This window comes from Stenotrophomonas sp. YJH_SMC_73, assembly GCF_059370155.1.
This window is the reverse complement of record NZ_JCAFTJ010000007.1, coordinates 80,716-94,177: the sequence shown is the minus strand read 5'-3', so window position 1 is coordinate 94,177 and position 13,462 is coordinate 80,716. Positions and strand designations below refer to the sequence as shown.

Annotated in this window: 14 protein-coding genes; 6 read left to right on the top strand and 8 right to left on the bottom strand. The window is 65.4% G+C overall.

The genetic code is table 11. From position 1 onward, the window contains the following. The first annotated feature begins 20 nt into the window (after positions 1-20). On the top strand, positions 21-1,229 hold the full coding sequence (locus tag AC5P8R_RS12945) for an acetyl-CoA C-acyltransferase (RefSeq protein ID WP_019661304.1): 1,209 nt from the start codon (positions 21-23) through the stop codon (positions 1,227-1,229). Positions 1,230-1,704: 475 nt separating this feature from the next. Here AC5P8R_RS12945 and galU read toward each other — a convergent pair whose 3' ends face one another. From galU to cmk, 8 genes are all read right to left on the bottom strand, one after another. Further along, positions 1,705-2,583, bottom strand: coding sequence for a UTP--glucose-1-phosphate uridylyltransferase GalU (gene galU, locus AC5P8R_RS12940; protein WP_032960751.1), 879 nt, complete (start codon positions 2,581-2,583; stop codon positions 1,705-1,707). Then, complete coding sequence (locus AC5P8R_RS12935; protein ID WP_014646852.1) at positions 2,580-4,493, bottom strand: polysaccharide biosynthesis protein; 1,914 nt, start codon at positions 4,491-4,493, stop codon at positions 2,580-2,582. The genes galU and AC5P8R_RS12935 overlap by 4 nt, the downstream gene beginning before the upstream one ends. 3 nt (positions 4,494-4,496) lie before the next feature. After that, a complete protein-coding gene (locus tag AC5P8R_RS12930; protein ID WP_134808768.1) occupies positions 4,497-5,486 on the bottom strand; it encodes an MraY family glycosyltransferase in 990 nt (329 codons plus the stop codon). A gap of 3 nt (positions 5,487-5,489) precedes the next feature. Continuing rightward, positions 5,490-6,668 carry a lipopolysaccharide assembly protein LapB gene (lapB, locus tag AC5P8R_RS12925; protein WP_014646850.1) on the bottom strand — a complete coding sequence of 393 codons (1,179 nt, stop codon included), beginning with the start codon at positions 6,666-6,668 and terminating at the stop codon, positions 5,490-5,492. 6 nt (positions 6,669-6,674) lie between these two features. Next, a complete protein-coding gene (locus tag AC5P8R_RS12920; RefSeq protein ID WP_014646849.1) occupies positions 6,675-6,959 on the bottom strand; it encodes a LapA family protein in 285 nt (94 codons plus the stop codon). A 77-nt stretch (positions 6,960-7,036) separates the two neighbouring features. Continuing rightward, positions 7,037-7,342: an integration host factor subunit beta gene (locus AC5P8R_RS12915; protein WP_005409286.1), complete on the bottom strand. Its 306-nt coding sequence runs from the start codon at positions 7,340-7,342 to the stop codon at positions 7,037-7,039. An 87-nt stretch (positions 7,343-7,429) separates the two neighbouring features. Next, positions 7,430-9,115: a 30S ribosomal protein S1 gene (rpsA, locus tag AC5P8R_RS12910; protein ID WP_005416230.1), complete on the bottom strand. Its 1,686-nt coding sequence runs from the start codon at positions 9,113-9,115 to the stop codon at positions 7,430-7,432. 198 nt (positions 9,116-9,313) lie between these two features. Next, positions 9,314-9,991, bottom strand: coding sequence for a (d)CMP kinase (gene cmk, locus AC5P8R_RS12905; RefSeq protein ID WP_414605874.1), 678 nt, complete (start codon positions 9,989-9,991; stop codon positions 9,314-9,316). A 197-nt stretch (positions 9,992-10,188) separates the two neighbouring features. Here cmk and ykgO point away from each other — a divergent pair, with 197 nt between their 5' ends. The 5 genes from ykgO to AC5P8R_RS12880 all read left to right on the top strand — a co-directional run bounded on the left by ykgO (position 10,189) and on the right by AC5P8R_RS12880 (position 13,459). After that, positions 10,189-10,314 carry a type B 50S ribosomal protein L36 gene (gene ykgO, locus AC5P8R_RS12900; protein WP_005409283.1) on the top strand — a complete coding sequence of 42 codons (126 nt, stop codon included), beginning with the start codon at positions 10,189-10,191 and terminating at the stop codon, positions 10,312-10,314. A gap of 175 nt (positions 10,315-10,489) precedes the next feature. Next, positions 10,490-10,789: a hypothetical protein gene (locus tag AC5P8R_RS12895; RefSeq protein WP_227837998.1), complete on the top strand. Its 300-nt coding sequence runs from the start codon at positions 10,490-10,492 to the stop codon at positions 10,787-10,789. 39 nt (positions 10,790-10,828) lie between these two features. Continuing rightward, positions 10,829-11,866 carry an agmatine deiminase family protein gene (locus tag AC5P8R_RS12890; protein ID WP_495223498.1) on the top strand — a complete coding sequence of 346 codons (1,038 nt, stop codon included), beginning with the start codon at positions 10,829-10,831 and terminating at the stop codon, positions 11,864-11,866. A 160-nt stretch (positions 11,867-12,026) separates the two neighbouring features. Then, complete coding sequence (locus AC5P8R_RS12885) at positions 12,027-12,914, top strand: carbon-nitrogen hydrolase (RefSeq protein ID WP_049419256.1); 888 nt, start codon at positions 12,027-12,029, stop codon at positions 12,912-12,914. A 14-nt stretch (positions 12,915-12,928) separates the two neighbouring features. After that, positions 12,929-13,459 carry a GNAT family N-acetyltransferase gene (locus AC5P8R_RS12880; RefSeq protein WP_014646846.1) on the top strand — a complete coding sequence of 177 codons (531 nt, stop codon included), beginning with the start codon at positions 12,929-12,931 and terminating at the stop codon, positions 13,457-13,459. The last annotated feature ends 3 nt before the right edge of the window (positions 13,460-13,462 follow it).

Here is a 13,462-nt window from a genome sequence, read left to right as displayed (position 1 = left end):
AAATTCAAGAGATCACTGCAATGACCAAGCAAATCCAGGACGCCTACATCGTCGCCGCCACCCGTACCCCGGTTGGCAAGGCGCCCAAGGGCATGTTCCGCAACACCCGCCCCGACGACATGCTTGCGCACGTGCTGCGCAGCGTCGTCGCCCAGGCCCCGGGCGTGGACGTCAACCGCATCGATGACGCCATCATCGGTTGCGCCATGCCGGAAGCCGAGCAGGGCATGAACGTGGCCCGCATCGGCGTGCTGCTGGCCGGCCTGCCGAACACCATCGCCGCACAGACCGTGAACCGCTTCTGCTCCTCCGGCCTGCAGGCCGTGGCGCAGGCCGCCGACGCGATCCGCCTGGGCAACGCCGACCTGATGCTGGCCGGCGGCACCGAGTCGATGTCGATGGTGCCGATGATGGGCAACAAGATCGCCATGGCGCCGAGCGTGTTCGACAACGACCACGTTGCCATCGCCTACGGCATGGGCATCACCGCCGAGAAGGTCGCCGAAGAGTGGAAGGTCTCGCGCGAAGACCAGGATGCCTTTGCCCTGGCCTCGCACCAGAAGGCCATGGCCGCGATCCAGAACGGCGAGTTCAAGGACGAGATCAGCCCGTACGAGATCGTCTCGCACCTGCCGGACCTGGCCGACGGCCAGCGAATCATCACCCGCAACAAGATCGCCGACACCGACGAAGGCCCCCGCCCGGATTCCTCGGCCGAAGGCCTGGCCAAGCTGCGCCCGGTGTTCCGCAACGGCCAGTTCGGCGGCACCGTCACCGCCGGCAACTCGTCGCAGATGAGCGACGGCGCCGGCGCCGTGCTGCTGGCCTCGGAGCAGGCGATCAAGGATTACGGCCTGACCCCGCTGGCCCGTTTCGTCAGCTTCTCGGTGGCCGGCGTGCGCCCGGAAGTGATGGGCATCGGCCCGATCGCCGCGATCCCGAAGGCACTGAAGCAGGCCGGCCTGACCCAGGACCAGCTGGACTGGATCGAGCTCAACGAAGCCTTCGCCGCGCAGTCGCTGGCGGTGATCCGTGACTGCGGCCTGGACCCGGCCAAGGTCAACCCGCTGGGCGGCGCGATTGCCCTGGGCCACCCGCTGGGTGCGACCGGCGCGATCCGTACCGCAACCCTGCTGCACGGCCTGCGTCGTCGCCAGCAGAAGTACGGCATGGTGACGATGTGCATCGGCACCGGCATGGGTGCGGCGGGTATTTTCGAGGCGCTGTAAGGTTCAAGGCGTTGCCTCGTTGGGCTTCATGGCGTGGGTCGGGTTGGCAGGGCTGCCCGGGACACGCCGTGAACCCTTCCATGGGGGCTCGATGGCGCCATCCATGGCGCCAACGGTCCCGGGCAGCCCTGCCAACCCGGCCCTTCCAGCCTCCCCGCGGCGGAGGGATGAGCAAAGGCAGGGTCAAAGGCTGGGGTCAGATCCCTTTGCTGCGCAAAGGGATCTGACCCCAACCCACGAAAAAAGGCAGCCAGTGGCTGCCTTTTTGCTTTTGCTTCTGCCTTTGATTCCGCCCTTCCCGTCCGCGCCACACGGAAACTGTCGAGAGGGGGCGGATGGCCCTCTCCAAAACCGTTGGCGCCATGGATGGCGCCATCGAGCACCATGGAAGGGCTTTGGCGTGTTTTGGAGAGGGCCACCCGCCCCCTCCCCCACGTATCAATCAAGGCGCCGCACGGAGCGCTTGATAAAACCCTTATTCCGCCAGCATCGCCGCCAGCTTCTCCCGCGCCGGGCCAGCCAGCTTCGGGTTGTCCAGCGCGAAGCGGATCGTCGCCTCCACCAGACCCAGGTGCGTGCCGCAGTCGAAGCGGGTGCCCTCGAAACGATAGGCATCGACTTCTTCGGTCTTCAGCAGCTCGGCAATCGCATCGGTCAGCTGGATCTCGCCGCCGGCACCGGTCTGGGTCTGTTCCAGCAGCTCGAAGATCTTCGGGCTGAGCACGTAACGGCCCACCACCGCCAAGTCGCTCGGCGCGTCCTCCGGCTTCGGCTTCTCGACGATCTGCGAAATACGGCCCTTGCGGCCATCGAACGCGTCGGTGGCGACGATGCCGTAACTGGCGGTCTTATCGTGCGGCACGTCTTCGACCGCGATCACGCTGGCGCCACTGGCTTCGTTGAGGTCGGCCATCTGCTTCAGCGCGCCCGCACCGCGGTTCCAGATCAGGTCGTCGGGCAGCAGTACGGCAAACGGCTCGTCACCGATCACCGACCTGGCACACAGCACCGCGTGCCCGAGGCCCAGCGCCTCGGCCTGGGTCACGAAGATCGCGCGCACACCATTGGGGAGCACGTGCCGGATCAGTTCCAGCTGCTCCTGCTTGCCAGCGCGCTCAAGCTTCTGCTCCAGCTCGTACGCCTTGTCGAAATAGTCGGCAACGGCGTGCTTGTAGCGGTTGGTGATGAACACCAGCGTGTCACAGCCGGCTTCGATCGCCTCATCCACCGCGTACTGGATCAGCGGCCGATCAATGATCGGCAGCATCTCCTTCGGCACAGTCTTGGTTGCTGGCAAAAAACGCGTCCCCAATCCTGCCACCGGGAAAACTGCTTTGCGAATTCGCTTGCTCATTGGTGCCTGTTGGCCTCACGTGCCGGAAAAGGCACGACTTTAGCGGATGAAATGTAAGCATCCTGTTCGATTGGCGAGAATTCCGGCATCGTCGCAAACAGGATTTCCTGGATGCGGGCGGTGTCGTAGCTGGCAATCGCCTCGCGCAGGCGCGGAACGTTGCCCAGCACCAGGTCGCGCGAGAACGTACGCACGCCGGCTTCAAGAATCTTCGGGTGCGCGGTGGAGCGGTAATCTTCGTCCGAATAGAACAGCGTCTCGTGCAGCTTCTCGCCCGGACGCAGGCCGGTATAGATGATCTGGATGTCCTTGTACGGCTGCTTGCCGGTCAGGCGGATCATCTGTTCGGCGAGCACGCGGATCGGCACCGGCTCGCCCATGTCGAGGGTATAGATCGCACCATGCGACGCCGATGCGGCCGCCTGCAGGATCAGCTGGCAGGCCTCGGGAATGGTCATGAAGTAGCGGCTGACTTCCGGGTCGGTGACCGTGACCGGGCCACCGCGCAGGATCTGCTCGCGGAACAGCGGCACCACGCTGCCGGCCGACGCCAGCACGTTGCCGAAGCGCACCGTGACGAAACGGGTATGCGTGGACTTCTGGTCCAGGCTCTGGCAGATCATCTCGGCGTAGCGCTTGCTTGCGCCCAGCGCATTGACCGGGTCGACCGCCTTGTCGGTGGAGATGAACACGAAATGCTCCACGCGGGCTTCCAGGCAGGCGCGCGCGACGTTCTCGGTCGCCAGGATGTTGTTGCGCACTGCTTCACGCAGCTGGCGTTCCAGCACCGGTACATGCTTGTAGGCGGCCGCATGGAAAGCGGTATCGACGGGGTGCAGCGACAGCGCGTGGCGGATCACCGCCGGGTCACCGCAGTCGCCCAGCACCGCCTCGATCTCGACATCGGGGAAGCTGCGACGCAGCTCGCCCTCGATGGTCAGCAGCAGCAGCTCGCTGATCTCCAGCAGGATGATGCGACCGGCACCATGCCGCGCGCACTGGCGGCACAGCTCCGAGCCGATCGAACCACCGGCGCCGGTAACCATCACGGTGCGCCCACCCAACCAGCCGCGGATCAGGTTCCAGTCCGGCATGATCGGCTTGCGCCCCAGCAGGTCCTCGATCGCCACTTCCTTCAGCTGGCCCGGCAGCGACTGGCCCTGCAGGATGTCACTGAGCTTGGGCACGGTACGGAACGGCACGCCGGTGCTTTCGCAGATCGCGACGACGCGCTGCATGCCTGCGGCGTCCAGCGACGGCATGGCAATGACCAGCAGCTTGGCAGCGGTCTCGCGGACCACCGTCGGCGCGTCATCCAGCGTGCCCAGGATCGGCAGGCCCTGCAGCTTGGCGCCACGCAGGTGCGGTGCATCGTCGAGCAGGCCGACCGGCTCGAAGTTGCCGGAGCGGCGCAGGTCGCGCACCAGGGTCTCGGCCGCCTGGCCGGCGCCGAGGATCAGCACGCGGCGGGCGCTGGAATCGGACTGCAGTGCCTGGTAGTCCTTCCAGGCGCGGTACAGCAGGCGCGGCGCGCCGAGCAGTGCCGACAGCGCGAACGGGTAGATCACCAGCACCGACATGGGTACGCCGTCGAAGCGCTTCCACATCAGCACCAGGATGATGGCCACCATGCCGATGAAGCTGGCCTTGAAGATGTTCAGCAGGTCGCTGACGCTGGCAAACCGCCACAGGCCGCGGTACAGGCCCACGCGCCAGAACACCAGGCCCTGCAGCAGCAGGACCAGGGTGGTATCGACGTTCCACAGGGGCAGCGCCGGGGCGTTGGGCAGGATCGAGTAACGCCCTGCATGGAGCAGCTGCCAGCATGCCCAGACCATGAAGAGGTCGTGGCAGACGATGGCCGAACGCGGCATCAGGCCGAGGATTCTGTCCCGCCAGGGTGAAGCCATAATTCAGGTAATTCCTTGTCGGTGGCGCATTCCATTGCGCAGGAGGAGCCAGAGGACGCTCAGCGCGATGAACCACGCGATCGCCACGACAGCCTCCCACCTCGGCTGCAAATTGGAGCAGACATTGAACACTGTAATACTGAACAGACCCAAAGCAAAGTACATCCCTGTCACCTGCGGGTGACTGGCTCCTGCCTGCACCGCGCGCTGGTAGACATGCTGGGTATGGGGTTCCATCCAGCGTTGTCCGGAAATGATGCGCGCCAGCAGTGTGAAGCCCGCGTCCACGAGGAACGGCGAAACCGGTACCAGCAGCAGGATCCAGTTGATATCGGTACGCACGCTGGCGATCGCCAGCACCACTGCGACCGCATACCCCAGCGCACCGCTTCCGACATCGCCCATGAAGATCCGGGCGCGAGGGAAGTTGAACGGCAGGAATCCAAGGCAGGCCAGGCCCAGCGCCACGGCGGCCAGTGAATAGGGCCACGGCAGCACCGGCGCCAGCCCCAGCATCGCCACGACGGCCTGGCTGGCGGCGATGCCATTGATGCCGTCCATGAAGTTCCAGATGTTGATCAGCGACGCGGTGAACAGCAGCACCAGCACCGACAACAGCCAGCTGCCACCATTCACCTTGACCAAGCCGGCCAACAGCGCTGCGGCGATGAAATGCACCAGCAGGCGACGCATCGCCGGCAGGGGCTTGTGGTCGTCCCACCAGCCGATACCGGCCACCAGCACCAGCCCAAGGCTGGCCACCAGCACCGTCGGCGTGCTTTCGGGCCAGGCCCAGATGGCCACGCCGGCGGTCACCAGCAGGCTGATGACGATGGCGATGCCGCCACCGCGCGGGGTGGCAACGCTATGGCTGCGACGCTCGCCCGGCTGGTCCATCAACTGCTGGCGCAGTGCATAGCCCCGCGCAGCCCAGGTCAGCAACGCACTGAGCAGGGCGAGCCCCAGCAGCGCGCCCATCACAAGCCAGGGCATGGATCAGAGCACCGCGTAGTTCAGCAGCGGCTTGACCGTCCCCCACTCCTTGCAGCTCGGGCACTGCCAGTGGTGGGTACGCGCACCGAAGCCGCAGCGCGTGCAGCGATAGGCCGGGTTGCGCACCAGCAGCTGGTCGGTGATGTGCTTGAGGTCATGCAGGGTGGCGGTGGAATCGGCTCCCTCGGCGAGGGTCAGATCGATCAGCGCGGATTCGCCACGTACCGACGGGCGATCCTTGAGCTGGCGACCGAGGTAGGCACGGGCCGGCGCCACGCCTTCCTGCTCTTCCATCAACCGGGTCAGCGCCAGTACCGGGGCGATGCCGCGGTAGTGCTCGGTCATCTCCGACAGGAACGCGCGTGCACCTGCCAGATCGCCGACCCTGCGATAGTTCTGCATCAGTGCCGGCAGCAGTTCCGGCAGGTATTCGGGGTCGTTGCGCGCGGCGCGCTCGAAGGCGCGCACGGCGGCCTCTGGATTGCCCGCGTCGGTTTCCAGCCGGCCCTCGATGATGCCGGCGCGCACCGACATCGCGTCGGCCTGGTAGGCGCGGGCGATCGCTGCCCTCGCCTCTTCCAGCTTGCCGGCGCCACGGAAACGTTCGGCCAGTTCGCATTCGAACTGTCCGATCAGCTTGCCCATCGGCTCGCCGGTGACGTCCTCGAAACGGGTCGCGTTGTCGATCGCCTTTTCCCAGTCGCGCTCGGCCTGGTAGATGCCGATCAGGTGCTTGAGTGCCTGCGGTGCACGCTGATCCAGCTGCGCCAGCTCGGTGAACACGGTCTCGGCACGGTCCAGCAGGCCGGACTTCATGTAGTCCTCGCCCAGCGCCAGCAGGGCCTGCACGCGCTGTGCATCACTGAGGTCGTGGCGGTTGACCAGGCCCTGGTGCAGGCGGATGGCGCGGTCGACTTCGCCGCGGCGGCGGAACAGGTGGCCCAGCGCGACCTGGGTCTCGAAGGTTTCCTTGTCCAGCTCGGCGATGTGCAGGAACAGCTCGATGGCCTTGTCCGGCTGCTCGTTGAGCAGGTAGTTCAGGCCACGGAAATAGGTGCTCGACAGGCGGCTGACCTGGCTGTCACCGTGGCGTTGACCACCGCGCCGCCCGATCACCCACCCAGCCAGGGCGGCCAGCGGAACGAACAGGAAGAACCAGAACCACTCGGTGACGAAATCCATCTTCGATCAGCGTCCATCAAAAGATTGAGGGGAAGCAACCGGTGCCGGCGTGGCGGCAGCGGACTTGTTGGCGCGGCGCAGCTGGCTGTAGAGCGGAATGACCACGCTCACCAGCACCAGGCCAGCGCCAACGATGACGCCGATCAGCAACGCGGCAATGATGGCCACGCCGACCGAGGTCTTAAGCTGGGTGAACAGCAGGTTGATGGTCATCTCGTCCATGTTCATGGCACCGATGATCAACCCAAGAATGAGTACCGCCAGCAGGACCAGCAGACGAAAAACCTTCATGCGACAGCTCCAGTGGCAGGAGTCCGTAGCTTATCCGACTCGCGGCTGGATTCGCACGCGGTGGCGCGACGGAAGGCTCAGGCCGGATCGGCGTCCAGCGGCAGCACACTGCTGACCCGCTCGCGCAGTTCCTTGCCCGGCTTGAAATGGGGGACATGCTTGCCCGGCAGGGCAACCGATTCGCCGGTCTTCGGGTTGCGACCCAGGCGCGGCGGACGATAGTGCAGCGAGAAGCTGCCAAATCCACGGATTTCGATGCGATCCCCGGCGGACAGCGATCCGCCCATCATTTCCAGCAACGACTTCACCGCCAGATCGACATCATCGGCCTTCAGGTGCGCCTGGCGGCGCGCAAGGATTTCGATCAGTTCGGATTTGGTCATTACCGGCTCACATCAGGGGCATCTCAGCCTGAAACGGCCCGGGCAATGCCCGGGCCGTCCAGGAAACAACGAACAGCGTAAGGCCGATTACTCGGACTTGTTGCCGTTCAGCTGTGCACGCAGCAGCGCGCCCAGCTGGGTGGTGCCGCTGGAAGCCGAAGAGGACTGGTATTCCTCCAGCACTTCGCGCATTTCCGCGTCGTCCTTGGCCTTGATCGACAGCTGCAGGGTACGGCCCTTGCGGTCCATGCCCACGAACTTGGCTTCGACCTTGTCGCCGACCTTCAGGTGCTGGGTGGCGTCGTCAACGCGCTCGTTGGCGATGTCGCGGGCCGAGACGTAACCTTCGATGCCGTCAGCCAGCTCGATGATCGCGCCCTTGGCGTCGACTTCCTTCACCACGCCTTCAACCTTGGAGCCCTTCGGATTGGCAGCCATGTACTGGCCGAACGGATCCTGCTCCAGCTGCTTCACGCCCAGGGAGATGCGCTCGCGCTCCGGATCGACAGCCAGGACGACGGCGTCCAGGGTATCGCCCTTCTTGAAGTTGCGAACGACGTCTTCGCCGGTGGTGTTCCAGCTGATGTCGGACAGGTGGACCAGGCCGTCGATGCCGCCGTCCAGGCCGATGAAGATGCCGAAGTCGGTGATCGACTTGATCTGGCCCGACACCTTGTCACCCTTCTTGTGGGTGGCAGCGAAGGTTTCCCACGGATTGGCGGCAACCTGCTTCATGCCCAGCGAGATACGGCGACGCTCTTCATCGACGTCCAGCACCATCACTTCGACTTCATCACCAACCTGGACAACCTTGGACGGGTTGACGTTCTTGTTGGTCCAATCCATCTCCGAGACGTGCACCAGGCCTTCGACGCCCGGCTCGATCTCAACGAACGCACCGTAATCGGTGACGTTGGAGACCTTGCCGAAGACGCGGCTGTTGGCCGGGTAACGACGGCCGATGTTGTCCCACGGATCCTCGCCCAGCTGCTTCAGGCCCAGCGAAACGCGGTTGCGCTCGCGGTCGAACTTCAGCACGCGGACGTCCAGCTCGTCGCCGACGTTCACGACTTCCGACGGGTGACGCACGCGCTTCCACGCCATGTCGGTGATGTGCAGCAGGCCGTCGATACCGCCCAGGTCCACGAACGCGCCGTAATCGGTCAGGTTCTTGACGACACCCTTCAGGATCGCGCCTTCCTGCAGCTTGTCCATCAGCTGCTCGCGCTCTTCCGAGTGCTCGCTTTCGACGACAGCGCGGCGCGAGACCACGACGTTGTTACGCTTGCGGTCCAGCTTGATGAGCTTGAACTCGAGTTCCTTGCCTTCCAGGTAGGCCGGATCGCGCACCGGGCGCACATCGACCAGGGAACCCGGCAGGAAGGCGCGGACATCCTTGATGTCCACGGTGAAACCACCCTTGACCTTGCCGCTGATGCGGCCGGTGATGGTTTCGTTCTTTTCCAACGCTTCTTCCAGCTCGTCCCACACCATCGCGCGCTTGGCCTTCTCGCGCGACAGGACGGTTTCGCCGAAGCCGTTCTCGATCGAGTCGAGGGCGACCTTGACGATGTCGCCTTCGGCGACGTCGATTTCGCCAGCGTCGTTACGGAACTGTTCGATCGGCACGATGCCTTCGGACTTCAGGCCAGCGTTGATCACCACGACGTCGCCGCGGACTTCAACAACGGTACCGCTGACGATGGCGCCCGGCTTCAGCTTGGCCAGATTGGCCTGGCTGGCTTCAAACAGTTCGGCAAATGATTCGGTCATTAGATTTACTCTGTTGGACACATGGGTCGGTGGCGTCCCCTTCAGGGGAATGGCGACCGCCCGCCTGTTGGTCGACCCCGGAAACGCAGGTCGTGTGTAGTAGGAAAACCGCCACGCATCATTGCGCGACGGAGCTGGTACAGCACTGCTATGCGCGACCACCGCCGATGCTGCTGGCAGCGCTCCCGCGCGAACGGATCAGGCAGCCGGAACCGGAAGCAGATCCATCACTCTGGCAACGACATCATCGATGCCGATGCCTGTGGTGTCGATGAGGACAGCATCGTCTGCCGGCTTCAGGGGCGCCACGGTACGCTGGGCATCACGGGCGTCGCGGGCCATGATCTCGCGCAGGAGGTCATCAAAGTTAACAGAAACCCCCTTGTCTTTCAACTGCTTATGCCGGCGCTCGGCGCGCTCCTCGGCACTGGCGGTCAGGAAGACCTTGTAGGAGGCGTCCGGGAAGATCACCGTGCCCATGTCGCGGCCGTCGGCGACCAGGCCCGGCAGCTCCCTGAATGCGCGCTGGCGCTCCTTCAGGGCAGCGCGGACCTCGGGAATGGCGGCAATGGCCGAGGCCAGCGCACCGGTGGTCTCCAGGCGCAGCTCGTCGGTGGCATCGGTGCCGTTGACCATGACCCGCATGGCATCGCCCTGCTCGACAAACTGAACGCGGGTGTCGAAGGTGCAACGCACCAGCGCCGAGGCGTCGGAGGTATCGATGTCGGCCCAGCTTGCGGCCACGCCCACCGCCCGGTACAGCGCGCCCGAATCCAGGTAATGCCAGCCCATCCGGCGCGCGATGATGCGGCTGATGGTACCCTTGCCGGCCCCGGATGGGCCGTCGATGGTCAGGACGGGAGCGAGTGGATTCATGGGGGTCCCAGAGCGTGTGAAGAGGCCATTCTAGCCCCTGCCAGACGCCCCCAGCGGGATCTTTTGTGCAACCACTTGAAACCACGAGGAAAAGCCCGGTAGAATGGCGGGCTTGAACGAGCGTCAACTGCCGATTGTCTTTCGCATATCGCGGCCACGCTCCACCCGAACAACTACTGTTTACGCCGAGGTATGCCATGAAAGTCCTGTCCTCCCTGAAGTCGGCGAAGGCCCGTCACCGTGACTGCAAGGTCGTGCGTCGTCGTGGCAAGATCTTCGTCATCTGCAAGTCGAACCCGCGTTTCAAGGCGCGTCAGCGCTAAGCCTCACAGCCTTCCGGCTGCGGCTGGCCCTACGCGGGGCCGACCCCATGCAAGAAACCGCCTTCGGGCGGTTTTTTGTTTATGCGGCTTTTTCCTGCCGTTTTTGCTGTAATCGCCTTTCTTGACCACTGGGGAGTAGATCGAGATGAAGCGTTACCTGTCCGCCCTGGCCGTGATGGCCACCCTGGCCGCCGCCACACCGGCACTGGCCGATACCCTGCTTGTCGACCGTGCCCGCGAGAAGCCGGCCGGTGCCCTGCCCGTGCGCGGCCAGAGCATGCAGCAGGTGCAGGCGCAGTTCGGCGCGCCCAGCGAGCAGCTGCAGCCGCGTGGCGGGCAGAAGCGGCAATGGCCGACCATCAACCGCTGGGTGTACCCGCAGTTCACCGTCTACTTCGAGAAGCAGAAGGTGATCGACGTGGTGGCCAACCAGGCGGACCCGAACGAAATCGGCCCGAAACCGCCGATCCGTTGATCCCATTACCCGCCGTGGGCGGGCCTGTGTAGCGAGACCATGAACCAGACCCTTCGTTTTCCTGCCGAGTGGGAAGCCCAGAGCGGCGTCCTGATTGCCTGGCCCACCGCCGATACCGACTGGGCCGACCGCCTGGGCCAGGTGGAAGAGACCTACATCGCCCTGGTCGCGGCCATCACCCGCTTCCAGCCGGTGCTGGTCTGCGTGGCCGACGACGATGTGGAGACCTACGCCGAGATGCGGCTGCGCTCCAACCGCATCGATATGGACAAGGTCCACTTCACCACGGCGGCCTACGACGATACCTGGCTGCGCGACTCCGGCCCGATCACCCTGCGCCGTGCCGACGGCGGCTTCCAGCTGCTGGATTTCCGCTTCACCGGCTGGGGCGGCAAGTTCGACGCCACCCTGGATGACCAGCTGGTGGGCGTGCTCGACCAGGCCGGCGTATTCAACGATGCGCCGGTCCGCAGCATTCCGTTCGCGCTGGAAGGCGGCGGCATCGAGACCGACGGTGAAGGCACCCTGCTGACCACCTGGAAGTGCCTGCACGAGCGCCACCCGGACCGCGACCGCGCCAGCCTGAGCGCCGACCTGGCCGACTGGCTGCAGCAGGACCGCGTGCTGTGGCTGGACCACGGCTACCTGGAAGGCGACGACACCGACGCGCACATCGATACCCTCGCCCGCTTCGCCTCCGCTGACAGCATCGTCTACCAGGCCTGCGACGACGAGAGCGACTCGCATTACGCCGAACTGCAGGCGATGGGCAATGAGCTGGCCGCGCTACGCACCAAGGATGGCCAGCCGTACCGCCTGTTCCCGCTGCCGTGGGCCCGGCCGGTGATCGACGAAGGCCGTCGCCTGGCTGCCTCGTACGCCAACTACCTGATCGTCAATGGCGCGGTGCTGATGCCGGCCTATGGCGACCCGGCCGATGACCTGGCCCGCGACGTGCTGGCACAGGCGCACCCGGGCCGAGAGATCGTGCAGGTGCCCTGCCGCTCGCTGATCTGGCAGAACGGCAGCCTGCACTGCATCACCATGCAGCTGCCGGCTGGGCTGTTGGAGGCGTAACGGTCGTGCCGGTCGCTGGCCGGCAACCCTGCAATGCCTGATGGATCCGCGGGATTGCCGGCCAGCGGCCGGCACTACCCGCTGCGCCATTCAGCGCGCGACACGCCGTCGCCGCCCATCCGCGCTAACATGCTGGTTTTCCCCCGCAGGAACGCCCCGCATGAACTCGCGCAGCCCCCTTACCGTCGCCCTGATCCAGGAGCGCAACCACGGTGATGCCGCCGCCAACCTGGCGGTGATCGAAGCACGCGTGGCCGAGGCGGCTGCGCAGGGTGCCAAGCTGGTGCTGCTGCAGGAACTGCATAACGGTCCTTACTTCTGCCAGCACGAATCGGTGGACGAGTTCGACCTGGCCGAGCCGATTCCGGGCCCGAGCACCGAGCGCCTTGGCGCGCTGGCGAAGCAGCATGGCGTGGTGCTGGTCGGCTCGCTGTTCGAGCGCCGCGCTGCCGGGCTGTACCACAACACCGCCGTGGTGTTCGAGAAGGACGGTACGCTGCTCGGCAAATACCGCAAGATGCATATCCCGGACGACCCGGGCTTCTACGAGAAGTTCTACTTCACCCCGGGCGACATCGGCTTCACGCCGATCGATACCTCGGTGGGCCGCCTGGGCGTGCTGGTGTGCTGGGACCAGTGGTACCCGGAAGCGGCGCGCCTGATGGCGCTGGCCGGCGCCGAGCTGCTGCTGTATCCGACTGCGATCGGCTGGGATCCGGACGACGTGCAGGACGAGAAGACCCGCCAGCGCGACGCCTGGGTGCTGAGCCATCGCGGCCATGCGGTGGCCAACGGCCTGCCGGTGCTGAGCTGCAACCGCGTCGGCCACGAGGCCTCGCCGCTGGGCGCGTCGGGCATCCAGTTCTGGGGCAACAGCCACGTGCTGGGCCCGCAGGGCGAGTTCCTGGCCGAGGCCGGCACCGAGGCCACCGTGCTGCTGTGCGACGTCGACCTGCAGCGCAGCGAGCACGTGCGCCGCATCTGGCCGTTCCTGCGTGATCGCCGCATCGATGCCTACGGCGACCTGCTCAAGCGCTACATCGACTGAGCCGGAGCCCGCGCATGGCCGTCCTCATCCGTGATGCCGGCCCGGCCGACATCGACGCGATCACCGCGATCTATGCGGTGGAAGTGACCGACTTCGTCAACACTTACGAGTACGACATCCCGGACGCGTCCGAGATGCTGCGCCGCATGCGCGACATCATCGACCGCGGCTTCCCCTACCTGGTCGCCGAGATTGACGGCCAGGTGGCCGGCTATGCCTACGCCAACACCTACCGCACCCGCGTTGCCTACCAGTGGACCGTGGAAAACTCGGTCTACGTCGATGCCGCGTTCCAGGGCAAGGGCGTCGGCACCGGCCTGCTGCAGGCGTTGATCGACGCCTGCGTGGCGCGTGGCTACCGGCAGATGGTGGCGGTGATCGGCGAACCGACCAATACCGCTTCAATCAAGCTGCACGAACGCTTCGGCTTCGAGCTGGTCGGCGTGTTCCGTGGCCTCGGCCGCAAGCATGGCCGCTGGCTGGACACCGTGCAGATGCAGCGCGCGCTCGGCGATGGCGCCGACACCGCACCTTCCAATGAATGAACC